The organism is Paucibacter aquatile (genome assembly GCF_002885975.1).
Taxonomy (GTDB): domain Bacteria; phylum Pseudomonadota; class Gammaproteobacteria; order Burkholderiales; family Burkholderiaceae_C; genus Paucibacter_A; species Paucibacter_A aquatilis.
Genome location: NZ_POSP01000003.1, coordinates 3,385,187 through 3,401,052 on the forward strand (window position 1 = coordinate 3,385,187; position 15,866 = coordinate 3,401,052).

General features: G+C 66.6%; 16 protein-coding genes. 9 read left to right on the forward strand and 7 right to left on the reverse strand.

Annotated elements, in window-relative coordinates:
* Positions 1-54: 54 nt before the first annotated feature.
* The gene (locus C1O66_RS17770; RefSeq protein WP_102769109.1) at positions 55-456 is read right to left on the reverse strand and encodes a hypothetical protein; all 402 of its coding nucleotides are present in this window, start codon (positions 454-456) and stop codon (positions 55-57) included.
* 227 nt (positions 457-683) lie between these two features.
* Between C1O66_RS17770 and C1O66_RS17775 the strand changes: the two genes are divergently transcribed.
* Genes C1O66_RS17775 through C1O66_RS17785 form a run of 3 tightly spaced genes read left to right on the forward strand, consistent with a single transcriptional unit; the run spans position 684 to position 3,977 of the window.
* Positions 684-1,466, forward strand: coding sequence for a substrate-binding periplasmic protein (locus tag C1O66_RS17775; protein WP_207795982.1), 783 nt, complete (start codon positions 684-686; stop codon positions 1,464-1,466).
* Entirely contained in the window at positions 1,463-3,415 is a 1,953-nt protein-coding gene (locus C1O66_RS17780; protein ID WP_102769111.1) for a sensor domain-containing diguanylate cyclase, read from the forward strand. Before C1O66_RS17775 ends, C1O66_RS17780 begins: the two co-directional genes overlap by 4 nt.
* 34 nt (positions 3,416-3,449) lie before the next feature.
* Positions 3,450-3,977, forward strand: coding sequence for a hypothetical protein (locus tag C1O66_RS17785; protein ID WP_133155278.1), 528 nt, complete (start codon positions 3,450-3,452; stop codon positions 3,975-3,977).
* 10 nt (positions 3,978-3,987) lie between these two features.
* Here the strand turns inward: C1O66_RS17785 and radA are convergent, their stop codons facing one another.
* Entirely contained in the window at positions 3,988-5,355 is a 1,368-nt protein-coding gene (radA, locus tag C1O66_RS17790; protein ID WP_102769724.1) for a DNA repair protein RadA, read from the reverse strand.
* A gap of 135 nt (positions 5,356-5,490) precedes the next feature.
* Between radA and C1O66_RS17795 the strand changes: the two genes are divergently transcribed.
* From C1O66_RS17795 to C1O66_RS17810, 4 genes are all read left to right on the forward strand, one after another.
* Entirely contained in the window at positions 5,491-6,120 is a 630-nt protein-coding gene (locus C1O66_RS17795; RefSeq protein ID WP_102769113.1) for a LysE family transporter, read from the forward strand.
* 91 nt (positions 6,121-6,211) lie between these two features.
* Complete coding sequence (locus tag C1O66_RS17800) at positions 6,212-7,102, forward strand: DMT family transporter (protein WP_102769114.1); 891 nt, start codon at positions 6,212-6,214, stop codon at positions 7,100-7,102.
* Positions 7,103-7,279: 177 nt separating this feature from the next.
* On the forward strand, positions 7,280-7,936 hold the full coding sequence (locus C1O66_RS17805; RefSeq protein WP_102769115.1) for a PEP-CTERM sorting domain-containing protein: 657 nt from the start codon (positions 7,280-7,282) through the stop codon (positions 7,934-7,936).
* A 135-nt stretch (positions 7,937-8,071) separates the two neighbouring features.
* Positions 8,072-8,587: a PEP-CTERM sorting domain-containing protein gene (locus C1O66_RS17810; protein ID WP_133155279.1), complete on the forward strand. Its 516-nt coding sequence runs from the start codon at positions 8,072-8,074 to the stop codon at positions 8,585-8,587.
* An 83-nt stretch (positions 8,588-8,670) separates the two neighbouring features.
* Here C1O66_RS17810 and fumC read toward each other — a convergent pair whose 3' ends face one another.
* Entirely contained in the window at positions 8,671-10,074 is a 1,404-nt protein-coding gene (gene fumC, locus C1O66_RS17815) for a class II fumarate hydratase (protein ID WP_102769117.1), read from the reverse strand.
* Between the two features lie 262 nt (positions 10,075-10,336).
* Here fumC and C1O66_RS17820 point away from each other — a divergent pair, with 262 nt between their 5' ends.
* A complete protein-coding gene (locus tag C1O66_RS17820) occupies positions 10,337-11,053 on the forward strand; it encodes a hypothetical protein (protein WP_133155280.1) in 717 nt (238 codons plus the stop codon).
* Between the two features lie 8 nt (positions 11,054-11,061).
* On the opposite strand, the gene C1O66_RS17825 is transcribed toward C1O66_RS17820, so the two are convergent.
* The 3 genes from C1O66_RS17825 to alr form a co-directional block, all read right to left on the reverse strand.
* Positions 11,062-11,478, reverse strand: a complete 417-nt coding sequence (locus C1O66_RS17825; protein WP_102769119.1) for a PspC domain-containing protein — start codon at positions 11,476-11,478, stop codon at positions 11,062-11,064.
* A gap of 141 nt (positions 11,479-11,619) precedes the next feature.
* A complete protein-coding gene (gene arfB, locus C1O66_RS17830; protein ID WP_102769120.1) occupies positions 11,620-12,027 on the reverse strand; it encodes an alternative ribosome rescue aminoacyl-tRNA hydrolase ArfB in 408 nt (135 codons plus the stop codon).
* A gap of 21 nt (positions 12,028-12,048) precedes the next feature.
* Entirely contained in the window at positions 12,049-13,164 is a 1,116-nt protein-coding gene (gene alr / locus C1O66_RS17835; RefSeq protein ID WP_102769121.1) for an alanine racemase, read from the reverse strand.
* Between the two features lie 202 nt (positions 13,165-13,366).
* On the opposite strand from alr, the gene lplT reads away from it, so the two are divergent.
* The gene (lplT, locus tag C1O66_RS17840) at positions 13,367-14,647 is read left to right on the forward strand and encodes a lysophospholipid transporter LplT (protein WP_102769122.1); all 1,281 of its coding nucleotides are present in this window, start codon (positions 13,367-13,369) and stop codon (positions 14,645-14,647) included.
* Between the two features lie 89 nt (positions 14,648-14,736).
* On the opposite strand, the gene C1O66_RS17845 is transcribed toward lplT, so the two are convergent.
* Positions 14,737-15,672: a hypothetical protein gene (locus C1O66_RS17845; RefSeq protein WP_102769123.1), complete on the reverse strand. Its 936-nt coding sequence runs from the start codon at positions 15,670-15,672 to the stop codon at positions 14,737-14,739.
* Positions 15,673-15,866 lie beyond the last annotated feature (194 nt).

A 15,866-nucleotide genomic window follows, 5' to 3' on the forward strand; every position in this document is an offset into this window, starting at 1 on the left:
GGGAGGTGAGGGCCGGGCCAGCGCACCCGGGCGCCGGCGGCAAAGACCCTGATTTTACGAGGCTTGTTGCTCTTTCGGAGCGTCCTCCGGGCGGAGCAAGCTCCAGCTGCGCACCGTGCCGCCTTCCATGTGCAGCTCGACCCGCACGCCGCCGGCGTCGGTCCAGCCATAGACCTCGGGCTGCTCGCTGATCTTCTGGCCCAGGCTGCGCGTCAGCGGCAGCACATCGACCAGCTTCATGCCGGCGCGCAGCTTGGCATTGAGCATGACGGCGCTCTCGACCCGACCGACCGGCGCCTCCGAGGCGGCGCGCATCACCCGCATCAGGCGCGAGAACTGCAGCAGCAGCCAGAACACCACGACCGTCAGGGCCAGGATCACCCCTTGCCAGCCGTACAACAAGCCACCGCCTACCAGGGCCACCAGGGCCAGGGCGCTTCCAATCCATGTATTCATGGGCCGGCATGGTAGTGCAAGGCGCCCGGACGGCCGTGATTTCGCACAAGCTGCTTGGGCAAGTCATGGCTTTGGCGTATCCTCAGTCCCCCTAAGGGAAATCCCGAATCCAGGCGCCGGCAGGAAAAGAGCGACCACGGGAACGACGGCATGAGGGAGTCCGCACGGTGAGGTGGCGCTTACGGAGTTCAGGGTCGAGGCAGCGGCGCCGGCTGTGGGCCGACGGCTTGTTTGCGGCCCTCGGTTTCGGCCTGATCGGGCAGGCCGTGCAGGCCCAAGCACCGACCCCGGGGCCGGATTGTTCGCGCCCATTCAGCCTGGCCTTGCATGAGCACGGCTTGCTCTACTCGGCGGCCACCGGCAGCGGCATCGACAAGGACATCGCCGACGAAATGGCCCGGCGCAGCGGTTGCAAGTTCTTCGTCTCGCTGATGCCACGTGCGCGCATCTGGCAGCTGATCGAAAGCGGGGCGCTCGATTTCAGCCTTTCCGGCATCAGCAATCCGCAGCGCGAGAAGTTCGCCAGCTTTGCCTGGTGCTTTCGCAACCGTTACCAGCTGCTGCTGCGGCGTGACGCTCAGGTGCGCACGCTCGAAGACTTTGAACGCCAGCGCAAGCTGCAGCTGGGTGTGATCCGCAGCTTTCGTTACAGCGAGAGCGCCAACCATCTGGTCGACCGCCTGGCCGAGCAGCAGCGTCTGGTTCACGCCAACGGCTTGACGGCACTGTTCGATGCTCTGGTGGCCGGCCAGATCCAAGCCATGATCGTTGAGCCCTTTGACCTGCCGAGCTTGGAGTCAGCCCGGATACGCGAGCAGACCCAGGTGCTGGAGTTCGGCGATGCGCCGGTGCAGCATGGCTTGATCATGTCGCGCGCCAGTTTGAGCGACGCCGAGCAAGCACGCTGGCGCGCCTTGATCCAGGACATGCAGGCCGACGGCAGTTTGCTGCGCATCTTTGAAAAGTACTTCAAGCCCGAGCTGGCGCGGGCCATGGTGGCGCGACCATGAAGCTGCGCTGGACCCTGCCGGGACTGAATTCGCAAGCGCGCTGGCTGCGTTGGCGCGGCCTGCCGCTGGCCGTGTTCCTGATCAGTCTGGGCCTGACCTTGAGCTTCTGGCATTCCGAGCAAAGGCGTGAGCAGGCCGTGCAGCGCCAGGCTTTTGACGCCAGCCTGCGCGACGTCAGCGAACGCATCGAGCAGCGCATGGCCGCCCATGCTCACCTGTTGCAAGGTGCACAGGGCTTTCTCGCGGCCAGCCCTCAAGTCGATGCTCAGGCTTTTCGGCGTTATGTCGAGGCCCTGCCCCTGGGGGCGGATTTCGCCGGGGTGCAAGGTCTGGCCTGGGTGCAGGCCCAGCCCGGGCCGCGCGGACCCGCCTACCGGGTGATGCAGATGGAGCCCGGCGTGGCGCGCAACCAGGCCCTCTTGCAGCTGGATCTGGCTGCCCAGCCGGCGCTGCGCGAGCTGCTGCAGCAGGCGCAGGAGTCCGGCCACCTGGCCTTGTCGGCCCGTCTCAATCTGGCCGATCTGGGGCTGCCCGCCCAGCCCGGCTTTGTGCTGGCGCTGCCGGTCTACCGCGGTGTGGCCTTGCCCGACACGCCCGCTGCCCGCCGCGAGGCGCTCAAGGCCTGGGTGCTGGCGCCGGTGGCGGCAGGCGAGCTGATGGCCAGCCTCTACGGTGAGCTGCCGGCCGCGCTCTCGCTGGCGCTGTACGACGGCCAGGATTTGTTGGAACGCCATCTGCTTTACCGGCGTGCCGACGCCAGTTGGCAGCGCAGTGCCCAAGCCGGCGTGCAGGCGCCGCCGGCAAGTGATCGCCAGGCGCGTGAGTATCTGGTGCTGGGCGGTCGCACCTGGACCCTGCAACTGTCCGCCGGCCCGGCTTTCGCTGCCCGCCATGGCGCCGACTACGCGCCCAATGTCTTGCGCATGGGCGTGCTGCTGAGCGTGCTGCTGAGCCTGCTGGCCTGGATGCTGGGTCATGCCCGCGAGCGCGCCCAGGCCCTGGCCGAGCAGATGACCCGCGCCCTGCGCGAGAGCGAGCAGCGCTGGGCTTTTGCGGTAGAAGGTGCGGGCGATGGTGTCTGGGATTGGGACCTGCCGCACGGCCGGCTCAGCAGCTCGGTGCGCTGGAAGCAGCTGATGGGTTTGCCACCGCTGCCGGCCGATTTGCCCATGGAGCAGTTCTGGAGCCTGATCCACCCCGAGGACCTGCCGCGCGTGCGCAGCGAGGCCCAGGCCTGCCTGGACGGCAGCCAGGCGCAGTTCTCCACCGAGTACCGGGTGGCTGGCGGTGTGGGCCGCTGGAACTGGGTGCTGGCTCGCGGCACCGTGGTCGAGCGCAATCGCCAGCAGCAGCCCCTGCGCATGATCGGCACGCTGTCGGACATCAATGCCCGCCGCCAGTCCGAGGAGCGAGTGCGCTTCATGGCCTTGCACGACCCGCTGACCGAGCTGGCCAACCGCGCGCATTTCGACGAGCGCCTGCGCTTCGCCCTGGCCCATGCCCGGCGCTACCACGAGCCGGTGGGCCTGATCCTGCTGGACCTGGATCGCTTCAAGCCCATCAACGACCAGTTCGGCCATGCTGTGGGCGACCAGCTCTTGCAGACGGTGGCGCGCCGCATCAAGGCTGCGGTGCGCGAGACCGACACCGTGGGCCGCATCGGCGGCGATGAGTTCGTGGTCTTGCTCAGCGGGGCCCTCAGCCGCGAATCGGCTCAGGGCGTGGCGGACAAGATCTACACCCAGGTGGCCCAGCCCATGGAGCTGGGCGGCGTGCGTCTGGAGATCACCTGCTCACTGGGCCTGGCCCTGTTCCCCGAGGACGGCCAGGACGAGCTGAGCCTGGCCAAGAGCGCCGACGACGCCATGTACCGCAACAAACGGGCGGGCCGTCCCTGGCTGCGAGACGACTTGGCGCGCCCGCTGAATCGAGGCCGTTTTCAAACATAACCCTACAATGCGCAGACCAAGGAGCGGAGGGTCAATGAGTTCAGCAGAAGCGGTTTGGAGTGCATTTCGGGCGAGTTGGGGTGAGCTAATGTCCACTCCTGGTCCATGGGGTGCGGATGAAACACGCGACTTCTTACAGGCAGTATTTGAAGTTCGGGGTTTGGGAGTCAGTCCCGACACAAAAGCAAAAAATGGGGTCGAAAACAAGCTTGATATGTATCGGGAAGCGATACCGGACTTGATTCAGGCAGTTCGAGAGATCGGGCTGGGCGAGGGAGAAGACTTGATCTGGAAGAACGAGATCAAGGCTGCAACCCTAAAGCGGAAAGTTGCGTTCTTGAGCTATGAGCCTACCAACGATTGGTCGAAATTCTGCTTGTTGCCAATCTATTTCGATAAAAAGGGTCGAGAGAGTTTTTTTGCTCGGCTCGGAATTCCCGTAGATAGCAGCACAGCGGATCAGAGCTATCGCGAGTCGTGTAAAGAGGTACTGCGGAAAAGACCTCCCAACCCAACTCAAAGCTACTGGGAATACGTTGACATGGTGTTGCAGAGTTCTTGACTCAAGAGCTTTATAGCCCCCTGACGCAGTCCATCGCTTCCTCGATGCGCTCGACCGCATGCACGGTCAGGCCTTCGATGGGCTTCTTGGGCGCATTGGCCTTCGGCACGACGGCGACGCTGAAGCCCAGCTTGGCGGCTTCTTTCAAGCGCTCCTGGCCCCGCGGTGCGGGGCGCACCTCACCGGCCAGACCGACCTCGCCGAAGGCGATGAAGCCCTTGGGAAGGGGACGGCCGCGCAGCGAGCTCTGGATGGCCAGCAGCACGGCCAGGTCGGCCGCCGGCTCGTTGATGCGCACGCCGCCGACGGCGTTGATGAAGACATCCTGATCCTGGGTGGCCACGCCGGCATGGCGGTGCAGCACGGCCAGCAGCATGGCCAGGCGGTCGCGGTCCAGGCCGACCGAGAGCCGGCGCGGGCTGGGCCCGCCGCCATCGACCAGGGCTTGCAGCTCGACCAGCAGGGGCCGTGTGCCCTCCAGCGTCACCAGCACACAGCTGCCGGGCACCGGCTCGCCGTGGGTGCTCAGGAAGATGGCGCTGGGGTTGGCCACGCCCTTGAGGCCTTTCTCGGTCATGGCGAAGACGCCGATCTCGTTGACGGCACCAAAGCGGTTCTTGATCGCCCGCACCAGGCGGAAGCTGCTGTGGGTGTCGCCCTCGAAGTACAGCACCGTGTCGACGATGTGCTCCAGCACGCGCGGCCCGGCCAGTGAGCCTTCCTTGGTGACATGGCCGACCAGCACCATGGCGCAGCCGCTGGCCTTGGCCGTGCGCGTCAGCTGGGCCGCGCATTCACGCACTTGGGCCACCGAGCCGGGGGCCGAGCTCAGGTGTTCGGAGTACAGGGTCTGGATCGAGTCGATGACGCAGAAGGCCGGCGTCTCGGCCTCCAGCGTGGCCAGGATTTTTTCCAGGCTGATCTCGGCCAGCACGCGCACCTTGTGGCCCGAGAGGCCCAGGCGGCGCGAGCGCATGGCGATCTGCGCGCCCGACTCTTCGCCAGTGACGTAGAGCACGGGCAGCTTCTGCGACAGGTCTTCCACCGCTTGCAGCAGCAGGGTGGACTTGCCGATGCCCGGGTCGCCGCCGATCAGCACCACGCCGCCAGCGACGATGCCGCCGCCGAGCACGCGGTCCAGCTCGTCCTGGCCCGTGGGGGTGCGCTCGAAATCGGTGGCCTCGATCTCGCTCAGCGTGGCCACCGGCTGGCTCTTGGCCAGGGCCTGGTAGCGGTTGTTCTTGCCGCCCGCGCCGGGCGCCTCGGCCACGCCCTCGATCAAGGTGTTCCAGGCGCCGCAGCTGGGGCATTTGCCCAGCCATTTGGGGCTGATGCCGCCGCAGTCCGAGCAGGTGTAGATGGATTTTTCTTTGGCCATGGTGCGATTGTCCTCGTTCACCGTCGCCACCTCGGCGGCGCTTGCGCGGGCGATGCTCGCCCCAAGCAGGCGCTGGCCCGTGGTGCCAGAATGTCGGCCTGGCCGACGTCGTGTGCAGGCCCGAAGGAGCAGTCAATGGAGTTTTCGACCTGGTTGGCATTTTTTGCCGCCTCCTGGGCCATCAGCCTGTCGCCGGGTGCCGGCGCGATCGCGGCCATGAGCTCGGGCCTCAACCACGGTTTTCGGCGCGGCTACTTCACCACCTTCGGTCTGATCCTGGGCATCCTGACCCAGATCCTGCTGGTGGGCGCGGGCTTGGGCGCCCTGATCGCCACCTCCAGCATCGGCTTTGCCATCGTCAAATGGCTGGGCGTGGCCTACCTCGTCTACCTCGGCATCCAGCAATGGCGCGCGCCAGCCACGCCCATGGTGGCGGCCGACAACGACGCGGCCCAGGTGACGCGACGCCAACTGGTGCTGCGCGGCTGGGCCATCAACGCGGTCAACCCCAAGGGCACGGTCTTCCTGCTGGCGGTGGTGCCGCAGTTTCTGGATCTCAAGGCCAGCCTTGTGCAGCAGTACCTGGTGATTGCGGCCACCCTGGGCTTCACCGATCTGGTGGTGATGGCCGGCTACACGGTGCTGGCCGCAAGGGTGCTCTCGGCCCTGCGTTCACCGGCGCATATCAAGGCCATGAACCGCACCTTCGGCGGCCTCTTTGTCGCCGCCGGGGCCTTGCTGGCCAGCTTCAAGCGCAGTGTCTGAGGCGCCGCGCCTGCCCTGAGCCACCTCTGCTCCGATTCATCTTCCGCAGGCCGCCTGTTCCGGGCGGCCTTTGCTTTTTTGGCGAGCTGTCATGTCGACTTCTGCGATTTCCACCCGCTGGCTGTTCTGGGGCCCCACGCTGATCTGGGCCAGCACCTGGCATGTGATCCTCTACCAGCTGGACAGCGGCGTGCCGGTGCTCAATTCGGTGGGCTGGCGTTTTGCCATCGCGTCGGCCTTGCTGTTCGCGCTGGCGCGTTGGCGGCGCGAGTCCCTGGCCATGCCAGGCTCGGCCCATCTGCTGATGCTGGCCACCGGCATCGTGCAGTACAGCGGCAATTACTACTCGGTCTACGAGGCCGAGCGTCACATCCCCAGCGGCCTGGTGGCAGTGCTGTTCTGCCTGATGGTGTTCGGCAACGCGCTGAGCGGCCGAATCTTCTTCGGTCAGACGGTGACCCGCCGCTTCTTGCTCTGCGCCAGCGGTGGCGTGGTCGGCGTGGTGTTGATTTTCTGGCCCGAGATCGCCGAGACCGGCGCGCGCCCCACGGCCGCCCTGGGCTTGGGCTTGGGGCTGCTGGCCGTGCTGGCCGCCTGCATCGGCAATGTGCTGACCCTGACGCTGACGCGGCGCGGCCTGCCCCTGGTGCCCATCCTCGCCTGGAGCATGGGCTATGGCGCCGTCTTTCTGTTGCTGATGTCGCTGTTCAGCGGTCAGGGCCTGCATTTCGACTGGCATGCACCCTATGTGCTGAGCCTGCTTTACCTGGCGGTGTTCGGCTCGGTCACCGCCTTTGTTCTGTATTTCAAGCTGGCGCAGTTGCAAGGGCCGGCGCGCGCCGCGCTGACCGGGGTGGTGATCCCGGTGATCGCCCTCGTGATCTCGGCGGCGCTGGAGGGCTGGGCGCCCAGCCTGCTCTCGCTGGCCGGCATGGCTTTGTGCCTGGGCAGCATCTATCTGGCCACGCGACCCGTGCGCTAAAGGGCTCGTGCCACTCTGGCACACAGGGTTGGCCCGAGCCTCTTGACCGGGACAGTTCCCCCTAGCTCGCAGTCTTGTGAGCGCCTGTCACGCTGCTGACACTGAAGCCACGAAGCGCCGCTTGCCTGTGACGCCTCGGATCGCGAACACCACGCAATGACTTCAAGGGAACTGTCCATGTCGCTCACCTCCAAATTCCTGATCAAGCCTCTGGCTTTGGCCGCACTGGTCGCCGCCGCCGGCGCTGCGCAAGCTTCCGTGACCGTCTACACCTCGCAGGCCGCCTTTCTGGCGGCGGTGACTGCGCCCGGCGTCGACACCTTCACCGGCTTCTCCATCACCGGCTCTACGCCCAGCCCCATCACCCGCAGTGCGGGCGCCTACGGCTACACCGCCTCGGTCACCACCACCTCCTTCTTCGGCGCCGGCACCACGGCCAATCCCTGGCTGTCCACCAACACCGCCACCGACACCATCACCTTCAACAACTTCACCGGCGGCGTCAGCGCCTTTGGTGGCAACTTCTTTGGCTCCAACATCGCGGGTCTGTTCGCGGCCGGCGATGTGGTGCTGACCGCCACCGATGCCAGCGGCACCTACACCCAGTCCATCACCGGCGCCACCACCAGCAGCTTCCTCGGCTTTGTGTCCGATGGCCCGCTGCTGTCGGCCACCCTGGCGGCAGTGCAACCGGCCTCCGGCTTCCTCTGGCCCACGGCCGACAACCTGACCCTGGCCGCGGTCGCCGCAGTGCCGGAGCCGGGCACCTATGCCCTGTTGCTGTCGGGTCTGGGCGTGCTCGGCTTCATGGCACGCCGCCGCCGCGAAGGCTGATCGCCGACACCCCCGGGCAAGCCCTCTCCGGCTTTGCCCGCTTGACGCTGCCCATGCCCCGGCCTACCTTGGGACCGGGGTTTTTGTTGTTGAGTGCTCACGGGCCGTGAGGCCGTCTGAAACAAAGGAAAAGTCATGAGATTGTTCAAGCAAGCTGCAGCTCTGCTGCTGAGTGGTGCCGCGTTGCTGGCCTCGAGCCTGGCCCACGCGGACACGGTCTGGGCCTGGTCCTACAGCGGCTCGGGCGTGACCGCGTCCGGCACCCTGACCACCGGCGGTGCCGCCCTGGTGCCCGAGGACATCCTCAGCATCAGCGGCACGCGCAATGGCCAGACCATCCTCGGCCTGGTGCCGCTGGGGGAAGACAGCAACTTCCTCTACGACAACAAGTTCGTCAACGATGGCGCTTACTTCAGCGAAGCGGGTCTGCTGTTCGACGTGGGCGGCGGCGATGCCGGCCACTTCAATGTGTACTTTTTCGAAGGCCAGCACTTCGACTTGCAAGTGATCGACGGTCAGGCGATCGAGATTCCGATCAGTTTCTCCGTCACGGCCGTGCCTGAAGCTGCCACTTATGTCTACATGGCCCTGGGCCTGGCAGGTCTGGGTGCACTGAGCCGTCGTCGCCGTGGCGTCGCCACCTCGGCCTGATCGAGAAACCTGCATTCAAGCCTGCCGATCGCAGGCCACGAGGCGAGCGCCCGCACCGGGCGGCTCGCCTTTTTCGTTTCAGCTCAGCGCCCCACCATGTCCTCGACCCGCACCCATTGGTCGAACTGTTCGCCGCTGAGCTCGCCCAGTTGCAGGGCCGCCTCGCGCAGGCTCAGGCCATGCGCGTGCGCGTGTTTGGCGATGGCGCTGGCCCGGTCGTAGCCGATGTGCGGCGCCAGCGCCGTCACCAGCATCAAGGATTCGTTCAGCAGCTGCTCGATGCGCGCACGTCGCGGCGCGATGCCGGCCACGCAGTGGCGGGCGAAGCTGCGCGCGCCGTCGCTGAGCAGGCGGGCGCTTTGCAGGAAGTTGTGGGCCATCATGGGCCGGAAGACGTTGAGCTCGAAGTTGCCGCTGGCGCCGCCGATATTGAGCGCCACGTCATTGCCGAAGACCTGGCAGCAGATCATGGTCAGCGCCTCGCTCTGGGTCGGGTTGACCTTGCCCGGCATGATGGAGGAGCCCGGCTCGTTCTCCGGAATCTGCAGCTCGCCGATGCCGCAGCGCGGGCCGCTCGCCAGCCAGCGGATGTCGTTGGCAATTTTCATCAGGCTCGCGGCCACCGTCTTGAGCACGCCGTGGCCGTGCACCAGCGCATCGGCCGCCGCCATCACCTCAAACTTGTTGGGCGCACTGACAAAGGGCAGGCCGGTCGCCTCGGCGATGCCGGCCGCGGCCCGGGCGGCAAAGGCCGGGTGGGCGTTCAGGCCGATGCCAACTGCCGTGCCGCCCAGGGCCAGCTGGTAGAGGTGGGGCAGGGCGGCCTGCAGATGCAAGCGGCCCTGCTCCAGCTGGGCAACATAGCCCGAGAACTCCTGGCCCAGGGTCAGCGGCGTGGCGTCTTGCAGATGGGTGCGGCCGATCTTGATGATGTCGGCAAAGGCCTGGGCCTTGAGGTCGAGCTGGCCGCGCAACTCGTCCAGGGCCGGCATCAGCTGCTGCTCGATGGCCAGCGCGGCAGCGATGTGCATGGCCGTGGGAAAGACATCGTTGGAGGACTGGCCGAGGTTGACCTCGTCGTTCGGGTGCACCCGCCGCGCCGGCCCGCGCACGCCGCCGAGCAGCTCGCTGGCCCGGTTGGCCAGCACCTCGTTGACATTCATATTCGTCTGCGTGCCCGAGCCGGTCTGCCAGACCGAGAGTGGAAACTCCTCGGCCCAGCGCCCGGCCAGCACTTCATCGGCGGCCGCGACGATGGCGGCGGCCTTGTCGGCGCTCAGCAGACCTAACTCCCCATTGACGCGGGCGCTGATCTTCTTCACCAGCACCAGTGCATGGATCAGCTCGGGGGCCTGGCGTTCGGTGGAGATGGCGAAGAACTGCAGCGAGCGCTGTGTCTGCGCGCCCCAGAGGTGATCGGCCGGCACGGCGATGTCGCCAAAGCTGTCGTGCTCAAGCCGCTGGGCTGCGGTGTGGGTGTCGGGCATGGTGGGCGCTCCAGAAATGGGCGCCACGGGCTTTGCGGCAGCGAAAGCGGGGGCGGCGCACCCCCGAGCTTGGCACAGGGGCGCCAGGGTCCCGGAGGTCATGGCCGCGCTTGTTTGTGTGCGGCTACAGACGCAGCGCGCGGCCGCTTTCGCCGTTGACGCCAGGCCGGGCGGGTCTTTAGCCTGGGTTCAGGCCGGCGGTTCCGAAGAGCCGCGGCCCTGGCTTGAAGACGCGTTTGCTTTGATCGAAAGGATGGCTCTCATGATTCCGCAGCATGCCCCGCAGTTCGATTCCTCTTCTACGTCCTCTTCCACCTTGACGGTGTTCGACGCGGGGCTGAAGCCTCAGCCCGGTCTGGCCCGCTACACCGGCTTGGGGTTTGCGGCCCTGGTGCACGTGGCCCTGGTGGTGGGTCTGATCCAGGGCTTTGCCCGGCCCGGCCTGCCCAAGCCACCGGCCCAGACCGATGTGCAGGTGCTGATCGACACGCCCAAGCCGCCCGACCCCGTGCGGCAGCCGGTGCCGGTGGATCTGCCTCAGCAGCTGCGCGACATCCCTTTGCCGCCCCAGGTGCCGGTGCCTGAATTCGTGATCCAGCGCGACCCCAGCCCCAACGACATCGTGACCCGCTACGACGGACCGCCGGTGGTGGACTTCACGCCGCGGCCGGCCGTGGTCGAGCCGGTCCTGAACCCGCCGGTGGCCGAGCCGGCGATTCGCCAGGCCGGCATGGTCTGCACCCAGATGGCCCGGCCCGAGCTGCCGGCCGTCAGTTGGACGGGTGAGGCGGTGTTCAAAATCCTGGCCACCGTGCGCGAGGGCCGGGTGGTGGCCACCGAAGTCCTGCTCGCGCGCGGCGCGATGGATGCCAAGACCCGCCGCCTGCTGATGGCGGCGGTGGATGGCACGTTGCGTGAGCATTACGTCTGCCCGGGCAACCATCGTTTCGAGCAGGAGTTCGCCTTCCGCGTCGACTGAGTTGGGGCTCAGAGCGAGGGCGCCTTGCGAGTGCTCTCGTCGTTGTGCCAGCCCAGGCCCGGGACGGGCTTGGGTGCTTCGGGCACCAGCAGCCAGAGCACCAGGTAGGTGATCAGGCCGGCGCCGTGGCAGAACAGCAAGGCCAGGAAGAGCAGGCGCCAGATCCAGGCGGCCGTGCCGCTGACGACCATCAGGCCACCGCAGACGCCGCCCAGCCAGCGTTCCTCGCGGCTGCGTTGCAGGCGGTTGATGGCTGAGCCCAGGCCGGCGTCGGCCGCGGACGAGCTGCGGTTCTGTGCGCCAGCTTCGGGGCTGGCCGCTTGACCCTGCAACAGCCGCTCCTTGGCGCGCTGAAACTCTTCGTCGGACAGTTGGCCGCGTTGATGGAGTTCGGCCAGGCGTTCGAGTTCGTTGCTGAGGGACATGATGGTGGGCTCCGGTCTTGCTTGCATGGCGAGCTGCCATGGAAGCCAGTGTGCGCAAGCAGCCCGCCCCGGGCCAGAGGGCTGCGACGAACTGCAAACTGCGTCGACCCAGCTGCACGCACCGAGGGTGAACCCTAGGTATCAGTCGCCCTGGACCCGCCCCCGCCCCGCCTTGACGCCGCTGCGCAAGGCCTTGCCGGCCAGGCGGCGCTGCTGCGAGCCCCAGGTGGGCTTGGTGGCCCTGCGGGCTTTGGGCGTGTGGGCCACGCTCTGCACCAGCTCCTGCAGCCGGGCCACGGCCTCGGCGCGGTTGGCCTCCTGGCTGCGCGAGTCCTGGGCCTTGATGACCACCACGCCCTCGCCGTTGATGCGCTGGTCCGACAGAGCCATCAAGCGCTGCTTGATCAGCGGTGGCAAGCTGGAGCGCTGGATGTCAAAACGCAGATGCACGGCGCTCGACACCTTGTTGACGTTCTGCCCACCCGGGCCGCTGGCGCGGATGAAGCTGAAATCCAGCTCCCAGTCGGCGGGTGTCCAGGCGAGGTTCATCGCTGCCCCGCCTGCTGGGCCTCAGTCACCGTGCACCACGGTGACGGGCACGCGCTTGGTCAGGGCGCACATCAGTTCATAGCCGATGGTGCCGGCGGCCTTGGCCACCTCGTCGATGCCCAGCACGGCGCCTCGGCTGCTCTGGCCCCAAAGCGTCACTTCGCTGCCGAATCCGGCCTGGGGCAGATCGCTGAGGTCCACCGCCAGCATGTCCATGGAGACCCGGCCGACCGTGCGGCTGCGCAGGCCATCGACCAGCACCGGGGTTCCGGTGCCAGCATGGCGAGGGTAGCCGTCGGCATAGCCGCAGGCCACGGTGCCGATGCGCATGGCTTTGTCGGCGGTGAAGCTGCTGCCGTAGCCGACCGTGTCGCCGGGCTGCAATTGCTGGACGCCGATGACCTTGGCGCGCAAGCTCATGCCGGGCTTCAGGTCCCAGTGTGTGGCGTCATGCTCGGGGTAATCGGGCACTCCGCCATAGCTCATGATGCCGGCGCGCACCCAGTCAGCCCGCACATGGCCCAGCTGGTTGTAACGCAGGGTGGCGGCGCTGTTGGAGAGTGAACGCTCACCGGGCAGGTCGGCGGTGGCCGTTTGAAAGGCGGCCACCTGATGGGCGATGCCGTCCTGGCCGAAGCGCTGGGCATCGGCGTCGGAGAAGTGGGTCATCAGAGAAATCTCGTCCACCTGGGGCAGGGCGTTGAGCCGGGTCCAGGCGGCGCGGAAGGCTTGCGGGGTGAAGCCCAAGCGGTTCATGCCGCTGTTCATCTTCAGGAACACGCGGTGCGGCTCGTGCGTCTTGTGCATGGCCAGCCAGTCGATCTGTTGCTCGCAGTGCACGGCGTGCCAGAGCTTGAGGCGGGAGCACAGCTCCAGGTCGCGCGCTTCGAAGCAACCCTCCAGCAGCAGGATGGGCCCGCGCCAGCCGAGGGCGCGCACGCGCTGGGCTTCGTCCAGGTCCAGCAGGGCAATGCCGTCGGCGGCCCGGAAGGCCTCGAAGACGTTTTCGATGCCGTGGCCGTAGGCATTGGCTTTGACAACGGCCCAGACCTGGGCGTCCGGCGCGCAGGCGCGGGCGCGGGCCAGGTTGTGGGCCAGGTGGGGGAGGTGGATGAGGGCTTCGATCGGACGTGGCATGCCCGATATTGTGGCACCCGCGCCTGTGCTTCGCGGGATGGCAAAAGTTCGGTGAAAGTGCTGCGTGCTATAAACCGGGCGCGGCCACGGGCGTGGCTGCAGCCTGGGGAAAACCCGGAATCAACCGTCCCAGCTTGACCGTCGGCGCGCATCCGTCGTCTCGCTCATTGCTCGACATTTCCCCGCAGTACCGATTGGGTTCATGAAAAAAGGCTTCTTTTCCATCATGTCGGCGCAGTTCTTCAGCTCGCTGGCGGACCAGGCCTTGCTGGTCGGCGCCATCGAGTTGTTGAAGAGCACGGCTGCGCCGGCCTGGCAGATTCCGGCTCTGGGCCCGATGTTTGCGCTGTTCTATGTGGTGCTGGCGCCGTTTGTGGGCGCGTTTGCCGATGCAGTGCCCAAGGGCAAGGTCATGTTCTATTCGAACCTGATCAAGATCTTTGGCTGCTTGATGATGTTGTTCGGCGCCCACCCGCTGCTGGCCTATGCCGTGGTGGGCCTGGGTGCTGCGGCCTACTCGCCGGCCAAGTACGGCATCCTGACCGAGCTTCTGCCGCCTTCGCAGCTGGTCAAGGCCAATGGCTGGATCGAGGGCCTGACCATCGCATCCATCATCCTGGGCATTTTGCTCGGCGGACAGCTGGTGGGGCCGCATCTCTCGCCGATCTTGCTGAGCCTGGATCTGCCATTTATCAACACCGGCATTGACACCGCGCCCGAGGCGGCCATCAGCAGCCTGGTGATCCTGTACCTGATCGCGGCCTTCTTCAATCTGAGCATCCCCCGCACCCAGGCCCCGCTGCAGCCGTTGGCGCACAGCCCGGTGGAACTGGTGCGTGATTTCGCCTCCTGCAACTCCCGCCTTTGGCAGGACAAACTGGGCCAGATCTCCTTGGCCACCACGACCTTGTTCTGGGGCGTGTCGGCCAATCTGCGCATCATTGTGTTTTCGTGGGCGGCGCTGGCCCTGGGTTACAGCACCACGCAGGCTTCCAATCTGGGCGGCGTGGTGGCGGTGGGCACGGCGGTGGGTGCTGTGGTGGCCTCCATCTACATGCGCCTGGACCGTGCGACCAAGGTCATTCCGCTGGGCATTTTGATGGGCGTGCTCATCATCGTGCTGAACGGCATCACGCATCTGTGGGCGGCGATTCCCTTCCTGATCGTGCTGGGCATGATCGGCGGCTACCTGGTCGTGCCCATGAATGCGCTGCTGCAGCACCGCGGCCACAACCTGATGGGCGCCGGCCGCTCCATCGCGGTGCAGAACTTCAACGAACAGGCCTGCATCCTGGGCCTGGGCGCGCTCTACACCGGCATGACCCGCATCGGCTTGTCGGCCTATATCGCCATTTCCATCCTCGGCCTGATCGTGGCCGTGACCATGTGGCTGGTGAAGCGCTGGCATGAGCGCAACTGCGTGGAGCACCGCGAAGAGGTGGAGCGCCTGCTGGTGCTGGCGCGCTGTGACGAGTGCCACTGAGTCGCCGGAAGGCTGAAAAGAACAATCCCGCCGCAGGCTGTACGCCCCGGCGGGATTTTTTTGTGCGGCGCCCTGGCGGGCGAGTTTGCTCAGGGCCGCTTGCGCACGGGTTCGACGGTCTTGACGCCGCTGAGCACGGCCTCGATGTGCTCCGACCAGGCACGGGCAATCTTGAAGCAGCCGCTGTGGTTGAGGTGGATCTCGTTGTGCCAGTCGCCGCTGCTGCCGCTGGTGCCGGGTGTTGCCGGGGCCAGGGGCACGGTGGTCGAGTCAAACACATGCAGGCCCGGGAACTGCTCCTTGTCCGCGGCCATACTCTTGAGCAGCTGGGCCAGGTGGAAGACCATCAGTCGGCTGACCGCGGCCCAGTCGGCGCTGGGCAGGGCATAGGCCTTGAGGGCCGGGTAGAGCCAGGGGCCGGAAGCGCCCAGGCCGCTGTCGTCGGCGCCGGCCGGGCGTGGCATGGGCACGGCATAGCAGTGCATGAAGACCGGCTTGCCGGCCGAAGGGCCCTGGTCGCGCAGGGTCAGCAGGTGGCGGACATTGGTGCGCAGGTAGTCGCTGTAGGTCTGCCAGCCGGGCTCTGAAAAATAACGCGCCACCCCGGCGGATGGGGCCCCCCACTCGGTCTGGTGGCGGATCAGGCGCAGGTGCAGAGGCACATCGCTGCCGTCGGCCGCATGGGCAGGGGTCTGGGCGGCGGCAATCAGGTCATTGCCGCCGACCGAAAGCAGCACGCCGTCCCAGACCGGCGCGCCATCGTCGCTGAGCAGGCTGACGAAATCGGCGGCCGATTCCAGGTCCACCATATGGCTGAGCGCCTCGCCCGAGCCGGCGCAGTTGACGGCACAGGCCGGGTCCTTGAACACCATTTCCTGGAGCAGATTGGCATGGGCGTTCAGCTTGGCGGCTGAGGTGGAGAACCAGGAGTCGCCCTGGGCCAGCAGGCGCCAGCGGTAGCTTGTCAGGTCGGGCGCCGAGGTGGACGACAGGTCCCCCGGCTTGAAGCAGGCCAGATGATCCAAGGAAGACTCTCCCTTTGTAGCGAACAACGACAACAAGAAAACTCGAGCTTGCGGACGGGCAGACGGTGGCTTCCAACGCGTGAAACACCCCCTGCGGATTGCTTGCGATTGAAAGCCAGGCGGCCTTGTTTCGCCATGCTATAAACCCTGGGCATTGTTGGCTGGCGAGCGGTCTTCTTGCCAGTTGTTTTCGG